Below are 14940 nucleotides of genomic sequence, written 5' to 3'. Positions count from 1 at the left end.
GTAATAAAAGTATACCCGTATAGTCAAGAACAGATTATGGTTAAGAGCCTTCACGTAAACTTCTTATTTATTCTGACTATCAATATACTCTGCTTTATTTTTCAAATGCTCATCGTAGGTTTTAGCAAAATGATTCACGCCGTCTTTATCGGCTAAGAAAAATAAATATTTCGTGTCTGATGGCTCTACCGCTGCCTGTAATGAAGCAGCCCCGGCATTCGCAATAGGTCCCGGCGGCAGTCCTTTGTTCTGATACGTATTATAAGCGTCTTCTACCTTCAAGTCCTCATGTAGAACACGGTCCTTATGTTCGCCGAGCGCGTATAAAACGGTCGGATCCGTCTGCAGCGGCATACCTTCTTCTATTCTGTTATAGAAGACACTCGCTATAGTTTCGCGATCTGCCTTACTCGTCGCTTCTTTTTCAAGCAATGAAGCAAACGTCAACAGCCAGTGGGGAGTTTTTTCATGTTCTTCTAAATAACCTTGGAACGGAATAACATTCTGCACAGTTCCGTCCACCATTGCATCAACAATAGATTCAACAGAAGGATTCTCTTCATAGAATGAATAAGTGGCCGGGAACAAATAACCTTCCAGCGCATAACGCACATTTTCTTGCTTCACTTCATCCGTTACAACATCAGGATATTTCGTGATATATCGTTGAACGGCCTCGTCACTTGTCACAAACTGCATGAATTCTTCGGCAGTCACTGACGTTTTATCTGCTGTTCTTTTAGCAATTTGATCGAGCGTTAAGCCCTCAGGGATAGTCAGAGTAAAAGTAGGTGTCCTGTACACTACACCCGTCTTTAAACTCTGGAGCAATTCGTCAGGCGTCATGGCCTGCGTCAAGCCGTAAGTTCCTGCTTGAAAATCCGATTCGTTATTTACTTTTGCATAGTATTTAAAGATCCGGGCGTTTTTAATAATGCCTTTTTCTTCAAGTCTTTCTGAGATGATATCTAATCCAGAGCCTATCGGAATCTCTACTTCTACGACCTTTTCTGAGTCTGGATCTACTGGCTTCAGTGCACTTTTTATGTATGTATAGATTGAGAAGCTGCCGATGATTCCAACAGCTAAAACGATGGAAACGATCCAAAATACAATTTTTCGAACTGTTCTCACTTCTTCCTTTTGTTCAAGCATACGTTGAAACATTACTTCCTTTTTCCGCTGGGGCTGTTTTTCCATGCGACACACCTCTTTTTCATCGAAGAATCATTTATTACTATGGAAGTGAAAAAAGACGGAACGGTCCGCACCATTCCGTCCGCCACATCATAAGTCCTTACTCTTCTTCTTCGTCAAGGAACGTATTCAGTACTTCTTCAATCATGTCCCACTCTTCATCTGATTCGATTTCCAGCAATGAGCCGCCTTCTTCGCCCTCTTCAGTTGGAATGAAAGCAGATGCGTGGATTTCAACTTCCTCGTCATCATCTACTTCTTCGCCGTCCAAAATATGATAAAGCACATAAGATCTTTCAAATTCCTTCGAATCAAATGTCAAGATCACTTCACAAACATGCTCATCGCCGTTCTCATCTACAATTGTCATTGTTTCTTGTCCATGTTCCATTCTGATCACCTCTAAAATTTTTTTGAATCCAGGTAGCCCTGTAATATCATAACAGCTGCCATCTTATCAATCACGGATTTACGCTTTTTACGACTGACATCCGCTTCAATCAGCACCCGCTCAGCTGCCATTGTTGTCAGACGCTCGTCCCACAGTATTGCAGGCAGACCAAACTTCTCGCGTAGTTTCTCCGCATATTGCTCCGAAGCCTCTCCGCGAGGGCCGATCGTATTATTCATGTTCTTTGGATAACCAACGACAAATTCGTGCACTTCGTATTCCTTCGTCAATTCTCCAATTCGCTTCAGCCCAAACATACCGGCAGCTTCATCAATCTTGATGGTTTCAATACCTTGGGCTGTCCAGCCAAAGCTGTCGCTAATTGCGATGCCGACAGTTTTCGTGCCGACATCCAATCCCATTATTCTCATTCTGTCAGGCCTCTATTCTCTCGAATGTAGAACTTCACTAATTCTTCCAAAATTTCGTCCCGTTCCAACTTACGTATCAGACTGCGAGCGTCCTCATGGCGCGGAATATAGGCAGGATCACCAGACAGCAGATAGCCTACAATCTGATTAATCGGGTTATAGCCTTTTTCCTCCAGCGCCTTGTAAACATGGAGCATGACCGACTTTACTTCTTCTTCCATTGACTCTTCCGGAAAGTTGAATTTCATCGTTTCATCAGATGAACTCATACTCGACACCCCGCTTTCCAATTACCGTTATGTGTATAGTAAACAATCGTTCTTCTGCTTTTCAAACAGAAAGCTATTGCCTGAATCAATTAAACAGATTTTACATAATCATACACGGATTGCAGTGCATCATCAAGTTTAGTTGCGTCTTTCGCTCCGGCCATTGCCATGTCCGGTCGTCCGCCGCCTTTTCCGCCGCATAAAGACGCAACGTGGCTGACGATTTTCCCAGCGTGGTAACCTGCGTCTTTCAGATCATTTGTGACACCTGCCGCCAGCATGACTTTACCGTCTGTAACCGTTCCTAATACAATGACGCCTTTGGCAGTCTTTTGTTTCAATTCGTCAATCAATTGGCGAAGACCGTTATTGTCCTTCACTTCCACATGTGCTGAAATGACCGTTACATCATCGACTTGGCGTGCAGTTTCCATGACATCTGCCAATTGACTGTTGCCCATTTTTGCAGCTAAGGATTCATTTTCACGTTGAAGATCTTTATAATCAGCCAAAATTGATTCCACTTTTGTTACTACATTTTTCGGCGTAGCTTTTGCAACTGACGCAACTTGTTCAATAGTGTGTTGATCTTCTTTGAACGATTTGAAAGCCTGTCCGCCTGTGAAAGCTTCAATTCGGCGTGTTCCTGCGCCTATACCACCTTCAGAAAGTATCTTGAAGACATTTATCTCAGCCGTGTTGCCGACGTGACAGCCTCCGCATAATTCGATGGAGTAGTCTCCGACTTGAACAACCCGGACGATATCACCGTATTTCTCGCCGAACAGTGCCATAGCACCCATCTCTTTTGCTTCTGCAATCGGAGCAAGTGACGTGTGAACAGGTGTACTAGCCCAGATTTGTTCATTGACTTGATATTCGATGCGCTCGAGCTCGTCCTTCGTGACTTGTCCGAAGTGAGAGAAGTCGAAGCGCAGACGGTCAGGACCCACATAAGATCCCGCTTGATTGACATGTTCACCAAGCACATCTTTTAGGGCGCGGTGCAATAAGTGAGTTGCTGTATGGTTTTTAATTGTCAGGCTGCGTGAATAGTGATCCACTTTCGCCGTAACTGCGGCGCCCTCATTCATCTCACCGGAATTGATATACACCGTATGAAGATTTTGTCCGTTCGGTGCTTTTTGAACATCTTGAATTTCCGCTGTAAACGATTCGTTCGTCAAAGTTCCTTTATCAGCGATCTGGCCGCCACTCTCTGCGTAGAAAGGTGTCTGATTTAAAATAACCTGTACAGTCTCTCCTTCAGACGCGTGTGAGATTAGCTGTCCTTCCTTCAGCAGAACAACAATGGAAGCGTCAGTCTGCATTTGCTGATAGCCAATGAACTCGCTTGGCTGGTGAATCTCACCAAGCACGCCGGACTGAACATGCATAGAATCGGTTTCCACTCTAGCTGCGCGTGCACGGTTCCGCTGAGCTGCCATCTCTTCATCAAAGCCGATGCGATCGACTGCCACATTTTCTTCTAATGCGAATTCTTCCGTTAGTTCAAATGGAAAACCGTATGTGTCATACAACTTGAACGCATCACTGCCTGAGACAAGCGGCACTTCGGACACTTTTGCTTTCTCGATGATCGTAGAAAGAATCGCCATTCCGTCATGCAATGTTTCGTGGAAACGATCCTCTTCATTTTTTACAACTTTCATAATAAATGCCTGCTTATCATTTACTTCCGGATAAAAGTCTTTCATGACATCTCCTACAATCGGTACAAGCATATACATGAACGGTTTCTCAATTCCAAGCTGTTTAGCGAAGCGCACTGCTCTTCTTAATAGACGGCGCAGAACATAACCGCGCCCTTCATTGGATGGCAGTGCACCGTCACCGATTGCGAATGCCACTGTACGGATATGGTCCACGATAACTTTGAATGCCGTATCTGCTTCAGTTGTCTCGCCGTACTTTCTGCCTGAAACATTTTCAACCGCTTCAATAATCGGCAGGAACAGGTCTGTATCGAAGTTCGTTGGGACATCCTGGATAACGGAAGCCATCCGCTCAAGCCCCATACCTGTATCAATGTTCTTTTTCGGTAGTGGTGTATACGTATGGTCCGGATTATGATTGAACTCAGAAAACACCAAGTTCCAGATTTCCAGATACCGATCGTTTTCTCCGCCTGGATATAGTTCAGGATCAGAAAAATCATCGCCGTATGACGGTCCGCGGTCATAGAAAATTTCAGAGTTCGGTCCGCTTGGCCCTTCTCCAATATCCCAGAAGTTCCCTTCCAGGCGTATAATTCGTTCAACCGGAATACCGATGCGATTTTTCCAGATAGTATACGCTTCTTCGTCTTCCGGATGGATTGTGACAGAAAGCAATTCAGGATCAAAACCGATCCATTGTTCATTCGTCAGAAAATCCCATGCACGAATAATCGCTTCTTCCTTGAAATAATCACCGATTGAAAAGTTCCCGAGCATTTCGAAGAACGTATGGTGACGTGCTGTGTAGCCGACATTTTCGATGTCATTCGTACGGATTGATTTCTGTGCATTTGCGATTCTTGGATTTTCCGGGATGACTCGTCCATCGAAGTACTTCTTCAATGTCGCGACACCACTGTTAATCCATAATAATGACGGGTCATCAACCGGCACTAAAGCAGCTGATGGTTCTACATTATGTCCGTGCTCTTTAAAATAGTCTAGAAATAGTTGGCGAATTTCAGATGCCGTAAGTTTTTTCATCGTATACTCCTCCTAAAAATAAAAAAACTCCCCCCCTTATACAAAGGGGCGAAAGTTTCATTGATCGCGGTACCACCCTAATTACCGTATTAAACGGTATCTCGAGTTGCTTTAACGCAGCAAGACGGCAGGGATTAGCTGCAACTTAGGAATAGCGTTCGTCAAATTTCCGTACGAGCTTTTTCAGCCTGGAAGCTCTTCTCTTTTGCACAGAATATCTGAGTACTCGTTCCTTCAACGTTTTTCGATATTTCTAAACGAATTATAGGAAAGTTCTACCGCTTTGTCAATCAGACACTTCAAGAAAGTGAAGCGGTGTCACATCCGTCATGCCGATCATCGGATCTATCGTGCGGAAGTTATCCATTGTCAGCTTAGCGGGTCCGGTTTCATTGGAAGGTTTTGACGGCTGTTCTGCGACCGTTTCTTCTCTTACTGCCGGTGTGGTTTCTTCAGTTTCTTCTATTATACCTGAAATCCGTTCTTTCAGGGTCGTTTGCCGTTCGGTTTCATCGGTCCGCTCAATACCCGCCTTGAATTCCTCGGCTTCACCACACAAAATCAAAAAGTTTTTCGCCCGTGTGATTCCTGTATAGAGCAAATTCCGACGCAGCATCTTGCGCTGGCTTCGGACAATCGGCATGACGACAATGGGAAACTCGCTTCCCTGCGATTTATGAATGGAACAGCAGTAAGCAAGTGTAATTTGATTGAGGTCGCCGCGCTCGTAGGTCACTTCGTTGCCGTCATAAGAAACGACGAGAATCGCTTTTTTATCCGTTGTTTCTTTCGCCAGCATGATCGCCACGACTTCCCCCATATCACCATTAAATACGTTGCTTTCCGGCTGATTAACGAGCTGCAGCACTTTATCTCCAACACGATAGGTCGTTTCTCCGAAGGTCATTTCTTTTCTGCCATGAGCCGGCGGATTCGTGATTTCCTGAATCATTTTATTCAGACCATCAATTCCCGCAGGTCCTTTATACATTGGCGCAAGCACTTGGATATCTTTGATTGAATGACCTTTTGATAAGGCATTTTGAATGATCTGTTTTACGGCCGGCAGGATCTGATCGCCAGAAGCCCTGATGAATGAACGGTCCGATGTCTTTTTCGAGACATCCATCGACCATTTCTTCTGCTTGATCATATGCGCCATCTCAATAATGGTGGATCCTTCGCTCTGCCGGAAAATATCAGTCAGCTCCACGACCGGTATCTCGCCGGAGTGCATGAAATCGTGCAGCACCTGTCCGGGACCGACTGAAGGTAACTGATCCTGATCACCGACGAATAAAAGCTGTGCATCATCGCGGACCGCTTTCAGCAACTGGTGCATCAGCCATGTATCGACCATAGACGTTTCATCAATAATGATGAGATTGCCGTCCACTTCGCGCTCCGTTTCTTCTTCCGACTCCTGACCGGTAAAGCCGAGCAGCCTGTGAATCGTCATCGCAGGCAGACCGGTTGCTTCCGACATGCGCTTTGCCGCTCGTCCTGTTGGTGCTGCCAGTATGATCGGAAACGGTTCTTTCTTGCGTGCATATTCTTCCAGATCAAGTGAAAGTCCATGCAGTTCAGCATAGGCTTCGACCAGTCCTCTGATGACAGTAGTTTTCCCTGTTCCCGGTCCTCCGGTCAGAACTAAAAGTGAGGAATGCAGCGCCTTTTCGATCGCTTCCACTTGCGTTTCCGCATATTGCACTTCCAGTCGCTCCTCAATCTCACCAATAGCTTTTCGGATTTCCGACGCAGGGAACTGCTCATCTACTTCATTTTCGAGTATCCGATGTACTTTTGCTGCAATCCCCAGTTCCGAATAATACAACGACGGCAAATAAAGCCGCTGTTTTTCGGCAGACAATGTCCCTTCTTCCACTAGTTCGATGACAGCCTTCGAAAGTGAATCATAGGAAATCTGATACGGCTGACTTGTCTCCAATAACTGCTTGGCCTGTGGCAAGATTGCTTCTGCTTCCACGTAAACATGCCCTGCAGACTGAACTTCACTATGTACAGAGTAATAGACGGCCGCTTTTATACGTGCGGGATGATCACCGACTAACCCTAATTGCTGAGCAAGATCATCTGCCCGCTGAAAACCGATTCCTTCGACTTCCTTAATAAGTCGATAAGGATTTTCCGAAAGAATTTCAATCGCATCATCTTGGTATAGCTGATAGATCCGCATCGCCACCTGAGGTCCAAAACCCCATTCATTAAGCTGGACCATTGTCCGCTCAAGTCCTAAGTTTTCCTGCAGAACCGCAACAAGCGTGTCTTTCCGTTCATCACTCAGCCGGGGGACCTGATCAAGCACCGACCGATCTTCTAAAATCTTCTGGATGACGTTATTCCCGAGTATCTTCACGATGTCACTAGCCGTCTTTTTGCCGATACCAGGAAACAAATCGCCCGATAAATAATGAACAAGTCCCGCTTCTGTTGCCGGTAGCTCCTTAGCAAAGGTCTGAACATCAAACTGCCGGCCATGCACCTGATGATTCACCAGTCTGCCAGTAAATTTATAGTCCTCATCCGGAATTAAAGGGGGAAACGATCCTTTAATGACAATTTCTTTATCACGGTAATCGGTATTAGTAGAAGTAACTTTCATTTTCACAATGGAAAACAAATTCGTCGCGTTATGGAAAATCGTTACGACCGGTCTGCCAATCAAATACTGTTCTTCCTCATTCGTCACAAGGTGCTCCCCCTCTCTTTGTTATTATTATTCCTGCTCGTTTCCAAGCTGAATCATGTCATATAAATAGCGTGCCTGCGTGTGATCCGGTTCAATCGTAAACGCCTTTTCGAGATGCGCTTGTGCACTGTCCTTATCCTCTGTCGACACTGCATAGAGAACGCCTAAATTATAGTGAGCATCGGCATGTTCAGGATCTTTTTCTAAAATCATCTCGAAAACTGGCCGCGCTTCAGGAAACAATTCAAGCTTCGCCAATAAAATCCCGTAGGACAGTAGTACTTCGAGATCTTCTTCAGCCAATTCGACAGCCCGCTGCAAATAAGGCAAGGCTAAACGATCGCTGCCTGCCTGTTCCAAACTTTTTCCCAGCATGAAATAAGCGTCAGCGGACTCGAGGCCTGCCTGCACCGCTTTTTCATAAAGCTTGGCCGCTTCTTCAAAACGCTCTTGATTGTAATAGAGATTCGCCAGACCGTAAAACGCCGTGCCTGCCTGGTCGTCAAGCGTCAGTGCCTTTTGAAAGAAAGGCTCTGCACGCTCAGCGTCTCCGAGGGATGCAAAAATATTGCCAATATTAATATAACCCGTCGCATCGTCCGGATTCTCTTCAATTGATTTCATGAACAGTTCGACTGCTTTTTCGTAATTACCTTCTTGCATTTCTTTGATTGCTTCATTCTGAACGGACATATTTCCGCCTCCTTACCCTACATATGTGAGCTTGTTACCGTCTTTAAATACTTCGTCAATTGTGCCTCCGCCTAAACATTCTTCTCCGTCATATAAGACGACCGCCTGTCCGGGAGTCACTGCACGCACGGGCTCAGCAAACGTAACGATAGCTTGATCGCCTAAGAGTGTGACGGTTACCTGTGTATCCGGCTGACGATAGCGGAATTTAGCTGAACACTCAAATGTCTCAGGTAACTCCTTTGTCGTAATAATATTCATATCAGTCGCTTTTAAGCTCGTCGAATACAGTGCATCATGATGGAAACCTTGTTCAACTAGCAGTACATTGCGTTCCAAGTCTTTGCCGACCGCAAACCAAGGTTCACCTTCTCCGCCAATGCCCAGGCCATGACGCTGACCGATAGTATGGTACATCAAACCGTCATGCTTACCCATTACTTTGCCATCCATAGTCTGCATCTCACCTGGAATAGCAGGCAGGTATTCACTAAGGAATTCTTTAAAATTTCGTTCCCCAATGAAACAGATTCCTGTTGAATCCTTTTTCTTTGCTGTCGCAAGTCCTGCTTCTTCTGCTATTTCACGGACACTGGATTTCTCTAAATGTCCTAACGGGAACATTACTTGCTGCAGCTGCTCCTGTGACAGTTGATTAAGGAAATAAGTTTGATCTTTGTTATTGTCAACGCCTCTTAGCATCGCAACACCGTCTTCTCTCTCAACCACTTGTGCATAGTGCCCGGTCGCGAGGAAGTCCGCACCCAAACTTTTTGCATGTTCAAGAAACGCATTGAATTTGATTTCTTTATTGCACATAACATCCGGATTTGGCGTGCGTCCGGCTTTATATTCTTCAAGGAAATAAGTGAAAACCTTATCCCAATATTGTTTTTCAAAATTTACAGAGTAGTACGGTATGCCGATCTGATCACATACACTGCGGACATCTTCAAAATCTTCTGTTGCAGTACAATGTCCCGATTCATCGGTATCATCCCAGTTTTTCATGAAGATCCCTATCACTTCATAACCTTGCTGCTTCAACAGTAAAGCTGCTACCGAAGAATCCACTCCGCCAGACATGCCAACAACTATACGTGTATCTGCAGGCGCTTTTGTCGTTCTCATTTCCACTTCATCCTTTACTGGTTCATTTCACTAGACGCTTTACGACAGTGGATATTCTTTGTGCTGCTTCTTCGATTATTGCCTGGTCTAAACCATAGCCAAAACTGATCCGAATGGAGTTACGTGCTCTATCCGATTCATTACCGAACATAGACAAGATGACGTGTGATGGTTCAAAAGAGCCGGCTGAACAAGCAGAACCGCTTGATACCGCTACACCTTCTAAGTCAAGGCTCATCAAAAACGTCTCCACATCTGTTCCTGGAAACGACACATGGAATACGTGCGGCAACTGAGGAACATATTCAGTCAGCGTCGGTTCAAATTCTAAACCGTTTTGTCCAAAGATCGCAAGCATCGTCTGTTTGTACGAGGTATAAACCGCTGACTTTTCATCTTTCGTCTGTTCCGCTATTTTCACAGCTTCCGCAAATGCAGCAACTGCCGGCACACTCTCTGTTCCTGCGCGGCGATTCTTCTCCTGGCCGCCCCCCACAGATTGCGAGTCCAGCTGCGTACCATTTCGCTGATAAAGGAAACCAATACCTTTTGGACCGTTCAGTTTATGGGCAGAGACAGATAGCAGGTCAAGGTTCAGTTCATCGACGTTAATATGGGATAAACCGTAGGCTTGTACCGCGTCAGTATGGAAAACCGCCTGGTGTGACTGAAGAATTTCACCTATTTCCTTAATCGGCTGAATCGTCCCAACTTCATTATTTCCGTACATGACGGTAACGAGAATCGTTTTATCCGTCAATGCATCCTGTACTTGTTGAGCAGTTACTGTTCCGTATCGGTCTGGTTCCAAGTAAGTAACGTTAAAGCCTTGTGACTCCAGTCGTTTACAAGGATTTAACACGGCATGGTGTTCAATTTGGGTTGTGATAATATGATTTCCGATATGCTTCATCGCCTGTGCTGTACCGAAAATGGCTAGGTTATCTGCTTCTGTTCCTCCTGAAGTCAAGATAATCTCTTTTGAGTCTGCACCAATTGAATTGGCAAGTATGCTGCGGGATTCTTCCAGCAGTTTTTTTGATTTTCTACCGAACTGATGTGTACTTGACGGATTGCCGAATGTTTCTGCAAGCGAAGCTGTGAATTTCTCGAGAACAGCCGGATGCATTGGCGTGGTGGCAGCATAGTCTAAATAAATAGCTTCTTTCATTCCGGTTAACTCCTTTAAATATAAAACATGTATTCATCTTTAGATGGTGAATCTTCGAACTCAATTAAATCTTTGATTGTTGTATAATCCAGTACGCCGCGAATGGCATCGCCGATCCGGCTCCATAATTCTCTTTGGGGAATATTGTCGTCGTCAAGACCTTCAACTAGCTGAATCGGCCCTTCCAGCAAACGAATAACATCTCCAGCTGTAATTTGGGAAGGATCTTTTGCAAGTTTATAGCCCCCGTATGCTCCGCGCACACTTTTAACGAGACCGCTATTGCGAAGCGGCGGTATCAACTGCTCCAAATAAGCTTCAGAAAGGCTTTGCTCTTCTGCGATTTTACGCAACGGCACAGGTCCTTCACCATATTTTCTTCCTAATTCTACAATGACTGTCAGTCCGTATCGACCTTTAGTGGAAATTTTCATTTTGGCATCGTCCTTTACTAAAATAGCTGAAATTAGTATAGCATAATTTTATCAGTGATTCTTTGAAATGACATCATTCTCCTATTACGTTATACTTAAGGAACAAACGTACGGAGGATTGATATAGATGCATAACGAACCTTTGGCCTTCCGCATGCGCCCTGAAACGATCGACGAAGTCATCGGACAGGAACATGTCATCGGCAAGGACACCCCTCTCTATCGGATGATCAAGAAGGGGCATGTCCCCTCTCTTTTATTATACGGAGAACCCGGAATCGGCAAGACTTCCCTTGCCTATGCAATTGCGGGGACCTCAAAACTTCCGTTCATTGCACTTAATGCGACAGTGGCCGGAAAGAAAGATGTTGAAGATGTAGTGAAAGAAGCAAGAATGACCGGAAAAGTCCTGCTGTTTCTGGATGAAATACACCGTTTCAATAAACTGCAGCAGGATACGCTTCTGCCTCACGTCGAGAGCGGATCCATCGTCCTTATTGGCGCGACAACTGAAAATCCATTTCATGACGTCAATCCGGCGATCCGTTCCCGATGCGGAGAGATCGTACAATTAAAGCGGCTGCAGCCTGAAGACTTATTGGATTTATTGGAACGGACATTGAAAGATTCGAAAAAAGGGCTCGGACAGGATAATATTGAAATTACAACTGAACAACTGGAGAAAATCGCAGAAGGTGTTAACGGAGATGCACGAAAATCCCTGACGTTCCTTGAGTCACTGCTCGCAGCAAGTGATGAGGAAGACGGCAAGATTATCGTGGAAGACGACTTATTAAACCAGTTACTGCAGCGCGTCAGTCTGCTCGGCGATAAAAAAGGATCTCATCATTATAATTTGCTGTCTGCGCTGCAAAAGAGCGTGCGCGGAAGTGATGTCAATGCAGCACTCTATTATTTAGCACAACTTCTAGAGATTGGCGATCTGACAGCCGTCACGCGCCGTCTGCTCGTCATGAGCTACGAAGATGTCGGACTGGCAGCGCCTGATGTCGGAGCGCATGTGACGGCAGCTGTGGATGCAGCCCTGCGTCTCGGCATGCCGGAAGCGCGGATACCCCTCTCAGTTGCTACGGTGGAAATGTGTCTCGCCTCTAAGTCAAATTCCGCTTATAAAGCGATTGACGCAGCGACGAGAAAACTTCATACACAGCAGACAGGTGAAATTCCGATGCATTTGCGTGACACGCATTATGGAGGCTCTGCTGAACTCGGACACGGCGGCTACGTCTATCCGCATGATACGCCTGTCGGTACATTCGGCGGCTGGACCGATCAGCAGTATCTGCCGGACAGTTTGGTGGGAACCGAATTTTATTCGCCCGTCGAAGCAGGAGACGAGACACGGATGGCTGCGATTTATAAACGATTGCTTTCTTTTAAAGGCAAAAAAAATCCACGATAGATTCGTGGATTTTTTGTTCACTACTAAAAGTACCTTTTATAAAAGTCTTGTCTTATTTTCCCGCTCAAATGGGCATAAATTCGCGTAGTTTCACTTTTCTCGTGCCCCAGTAAGCTTTGAATCATTTCGAGCGGTGCTCCGTTATCTACCAAATGAGTTGCATAACTATGACGCAATTGATGGGGATGTATAGTTTTACTTAATCCAACACGCTTCGAAATCCGTTTAATCGTATACCTCAGCGTATCAACGCTCATTCGTTTCTTAGGATGGCGCTCCGTCACAAATAAACAAGCTTCTTCATCTCCCCGCTCACCCAAATATCTTTTTAACCAAATCGAGCACTTGATATCAAAATAAACTTCTCTTTCCTTATCTCCTTTCCCCAGTACAATGACCGAGTTATCGATAAAATTAATATCACTGCGGTTTAATTTTGCAATTTCTCCAATACGGCAGCCTGTGGAATAAAAAAATTCAAATAATGCTTTCTCTAACGTAGTATGGCATCCTTCTCTCAGATACTCGATTTCTCGTTTTGTCAAGTATTTAGGAATTCTTTTACCAGACTTTGGTTCTTTCAGTTTTGAAGCTGGATTTTTCCGAATAAAGCCTTCTTCATGTGTCCATCTGAATAAAGATCTGATGAAACGAACCCGATGGCCAAGACTCGACGGTTTCAAGTGACTGCCTTCTTCGATAAGATATTGTTTCAGCTGATCTGTTGTCACATCGTCCATGTGAACTTCACCTAGATATCGAAGTAATAGCTGATGCTGAAATCCATATGTTTTCAGCGTGAGCGGGGAAAACCCCTCAATCGTTTTGTCCATCTGATATTTCTCCCAAGCTTGTGTTAATAACATCTGCTCACTCTCCTGTAATATATTCAAATTTCAATGAAAATATCATGTGACAGTACAGCAAAATCAATATTTATTTAATGATTAGTCGGAAATATCAAGTGGACATACCTCCCTCTATTACCTTTTATTTGATCATCTCCTGCTTCATTTACCCTCTTTATTCATGTGTAATACAAAATTCACAATTCTCTTATTACCTTTTTCAAATAAACTCCCAATTCTCGATTAATACTTATTTTGAAACTTCGTGCCACGAGTTTTGTATCTACAAAAAAAGCTGTTTTCAAAGCGATATAAATCACTTTAAAAACAGCTGCTTATGAAGACGGTTGGATGGTTTCCACAATTTTACTCATGAAGGTTTCTGCGGTTTTTTTGAAAACATTTAAATCTGGTTCAAAGATATTATGAGCAGAAGCTTCAAATACAATCAATTCAAGTTGACGAATCTGTTCTTGATATTCAGTTTTACTCTCTCGCGACAATGCCGATCCTTCTTTTCCTCCCTGTATTACTAAAACAGGGCAATCTATATGCGCTAACTGATCGCGAAAAGAGACTTGAGAAGATTCTTTTTGAATTCCATGGATCGCATGCGCTTTCATTCTTTCTGACAGTAACTTTTCTCTCCATGGCGGTAATGCAGTAAAATACTCTATCCATTCCAGAGGTAGTTTAGTATGCTGCGCAGGATAATCTCCTATTATCAAGCCTTTAATCGACCCCGTGTTTCTAAAATAATAGCCAATCGCGTACGAAACACCTCTTGAAAAACCCATAAGTACAAACGAATCCAATTCGAGATGTCTAATCACTGAGTCAATGTCACTGATATGATCTTCTAATGTATAGCCGGTAACAGGGGCAGCACTTCCACCTCTACCGCGTAATGAAATAGTAATACATCGGAAAGAGATGGAATTCATAAGTGGTATATAATCCTCTGCAGATTCAGAAAGGCCAGGAACTATAACCAAAGGTAGTTGATTGCATAAATTGTCAGTTTGACTATCGATAAATTCAATAGCCGTCCCTTGATTACTAATACGATTACTTTCCATTAACTGACAACCCTCTTCTGAGTTAGAGTTATTTGTTCATCCTCCTCAATCGCTCCCGTTACTTAGATAGCGGTTTAAAACCGTTGATCTGCGCTGCAGCCAAGCGAACAGCGCAGGGTTCGCTTTGTCGTATTTCTGAGTCTTTTTGCAGAAATTAAGGCAGGACTTTATGGTGCTTTCAAATCCAGTTCATCCTCCCAGAGTCGCCGGCTTCTGCTCCGCCCAACTAAGTATTTACCCAAAAAACTTGTTCAACAATAGCCCCCGATTGCAGTAACTTTTTTCTACTAGTTTATTATAAGTGTTTAGTGGAGTATTGCGTATTCACCCTGAATCACTTTCAACCTGACTTCCTGATGCAATACATCTTCAAACAATATCTTTCTAAACTTCTTCTCTATCTTCTTGTTTATTTCTAAGAGGTATACTTCAAGAACATT

The 14940-nt window shown here is 44.2% G+C and carries 13 protein-coding genes and 1 other annotated feature; of the genes, 1 reads left to right on the top strand and 12 read right to left on the bottom strand.

The window, feature by feature from the left end; translation table 11 throughout:
• Positions 1–63: 63 nt before the first annotated feature.
• From mltG to cymR, 10 genes are all read right to left on the bottom strand, one after another.
• Positions 64–1200 (bottom strand): endolytic transglycosylase MltG, encoded by a 1137-nt coding sequence (gene mltG, locus Q1J64_RS13495; protein WP_301109610.1) that lies wholly within the window; start codon positions 1198–1200, stop codon positions 64–66.
• A 97-nt stretch (positions 1201–1297) separates the two neighbouring features.
• Positions 1298–1588 carry a DUF1292 domain-containing protein gene (locus Q1J64_RS13490; protein WP_301109609.1) on the bottom strand — a complete coding sequence of 97 codons (291 nt, stop codon included), beginning with the start codon at positions 1586–1588 and terminating at the stop codon, positions 1298–1300.
• An 11-nt stretch (positions 1589–1599) separates the two neighbouring features.
• Positions 1600–2019, bottom strand: a complete 420-nt coding sequence (ruvX, locus tag Q1J64_RS13485; protein ID WP_301109608.1) for a Holliday junction resolvase RuvX — start codon at positions 2017–2019, stop codon at positions 1600–1602.
• On the bottom strand, positions 2016–2288 hold the full coding sequence (locus Q1J64_RS13480; RefSeq protein ID WP_301109607.1) for an IreB family regulatory phosphoprotein: 273 nt from the start codon (positions 2286–2288) through the stop codon (positions 2016–2018). Before Q1J64_RS13480 ends, ruvX begins: the two co-directional genes overlap by 4 nt.
• A gap of 89 nt (positions 2289–2377) precedes the next feature.
• Positions 2378–5011 (bottom strand): alanine--tRNA ligase, encoded by a 2634-nt coding sequence (gene alaS / locus Q1J64_RS13475; RefSeq protein ID WP_301109606.1) that lies wholly within the window; start codon positions 5009–5011, stop codon positions 2378–2380.
• 41 nt (positions 5012–5052) lie between these two features.
• Positions 5053–5258 (bottom strand) — a binding site (T-box leader).
• A gap of 39 nt (positions 5259–5297) precedes the next feature.
• Positions 5298–7721, bottom strand: coding sequence for an SF1B family DNA helicase RecD2 (gene recD2 / locus Q1J64_RS13470; RefSeq protein WP_301109605.1), 2424 nt, complete (start codon positions 7719–7721; stop codon positions 5298–5300).
• Positions 7722–7748: 27 nt separating this feature from the next.
• Positions 7749–8414 (bottom strand): tetratricopeptide repeat protein, encoded by a 666-nt coding sequence (locus Q1J64_RS13465; RefSeq protein WP_301109604.1) that lies wholly within the window; start codon positions 8412–8414, stop codon positions 7749–7751.
• Between the two features lie 12 nt (positions 8415–8426).
• Complete coding sequence (mnmA, locus tag Q1J64_RS13460; protein ID WP_301109603.1) at positions 8427–9545, bottom strand: tRNA 2-thiouridine(34) synthase MnmA; 1119 nt, start codon at positions 9543–9545, stop codon at positions 8427–8429.
• Positions 9546–9567: 22 nt separating this feature from the next.
• On the bottom strand, positions 9568–10716 hold the full coding sequence (locus Q1J64_RS13455) for a cysteine desulfurase family protein (RefSeq protein WP_301109602.1): 1149 nt from the start codon (positions 10714–10716) through the stop codon (positions 9568–9570).
• A gap of 14 nt (positions 10717–10730) precedes the next feature.
• Complete coding sequence (gene cymR / locus Q1J64_RS13450; protein ID WP_301109601.1) at positions 10731–11150, bottom strand: cysteine metabolism transcriptional regulator CymR; 420 nt, start codon at positions 11148–11150, stop codon at positions 10731–10733.
• Between the two features lie 127 nt (positions 11151–11277).
• Here cymR and Q1J64_RS13445 point away from each other — a divergent pair, with 127 nt between their 5' ends.
• Positions 11278–12573 carry a replication-associated recombination protein A gene (locus tag Q1J64_RS13445; RefSeq protein WP_301109600.1) on the top strand — a complete coding sequence of 432 codons (1296 nt, stop codon included), beginning with the start codon at positions 11278–11280 and terminating at the stop codon, positions 12571–12573.
• Between the two features lie 23 nt (positions 12574–12596).
• On the opposite strand, the gene Q1J64_RS13440 is transcribed toward Q1J64_RS13445, so the two are convergent.
• Together Q1J64_RS13440 and Q1J64_RS13435 are read right to left on the bottom strand one after the other, a co-directional pair.
• Positions 12597–13439 carry a tyrosine-type recombinase/integrase gene (locus Q1J64_RS13440; protein ID WP_301109599.1) on the bottom strand — a complete coding sequence of 281 codons (843 nt, stop codon included), beginning with the start codon at positions 13437–13439 and terminating at the stop codon, positions 12597–12599.
• Positions 13440–13756: 317 nt separating this feature from the next.
• The gene (locus Q1J64_RS13435) at positions 13757–14500 is read right to left on the bottom strand and encodes an alpha/beta fold hydrolase (RefSeq protein WP_301109598.1); all 744 of its coding nucleotides are present in this window, start codon (positions 14498–14500) and stop codon (positions 13757–13759) included.
• Between the last annotated feature and the right edge of the window lie 440 nt (positions 14501–14940).

Origin of the sequence: Sporosarcina sp., assembly GCF_029257255.1 — a bacterium.
GTDB lineage: Bacteria > Bacillota > Bacilli > Bacillales_A > Planococcaceae > Sporosarcina.
Note: the sequence above shows the minus strand (reverse complement) of the source record. Positions and strands in the feature narration are given on the sequence as shown.

What these genes read in the sequence shown, in the direction of transcription:
- mltG (WP_301109610.1), bottom strand. Translation starts at nt 1,200, where the DNA reads ATGGAAAAACAGCCCCAGCGGAAAAAGGAAGTAATGTTTCAACGTATG.
- Q1J64_RS13490 (WP_301109609.1), bottom strand. Translation starts at nt 1,588, where the DNA reads ATGGAACATGGACAAGAAACAATGACAATTGTAGATGAGAACGGCGAT.
- ruvX (WP_301109608.1), bottom strand. Translation starts at nt 2,019, where the DNA reads ATGAGAATAATGGGATTGGATGTCGGCACGAAAACTGTCGGCATCGCA.
- Q1J64_RS13480 (WP_301109607.1), bottom strand. Translation starts at nt 2,288, where the DNA reads ATGAGTTCATCTGATGAAACGATGAAATTCAACTTTCCGGAAGAGTCA.
- alaS (WP_301109606.1), bottom strand. Translation starts at nt 5,011, where the DNA reads ATGAAAAAACTTACGGCATCTGAAATTCGCCAACTATTTCTAGACTAT.
- Q1J64_RS13465 (WP_301109604.1), bottom strand. Translation starts at nt 8,414, where the DNA reads ATGTCCGTTCAGAATGAAGCAATCAAAGAAATGCAAGAAGGTAATTAC.
- mnmA (WP_301109603.1), bottom strand. Translation starts at nt 9,545, where the DNA reads ATGAGAACGACAAAAGCGCCTGCAGATACACGTATAGTTGTTGGCATG.
- Q1J64_RS13455 (WP_301109602.1), bottom strand. Translation starts at nt 10,716, where the DNA reads ATGAAAGAAGCTATTTATTTAGACTATGCTGCCACCACGCCAATGCAT.
- cymR (WP_301109601.1), bottom strand. Translation starts at nt 11,150, where the DNA reads ATGAAAATTTCCACTAAAGGTCGATACGGACTGACAGTCATTGTAGAA.
- Q1J64_RS13445 (WP_301109600.1), top strand. Translation starts at nt 11,278, where the DNA reads ATGCATAACGAACCTTTGGCCTTCCGCATGCGCCCTGAAACGATCGAC.
- Q1J64_RS13440 (WP_301109599.1), bottom strand. Translation starts at nt 13,439, where the DNA reads ATGTTATTAACACAAGCTTGGGAGAAATATCAGATGGACAAAACGATT.
- Q1J64_RS13435 (WP_301109598.1), bottom strand. Translation starts at nt 14,500, where the DNA reads ATGGAAAGTAATCGTATTAGTAATCAAGGGACGGCTATTGAATTTATC.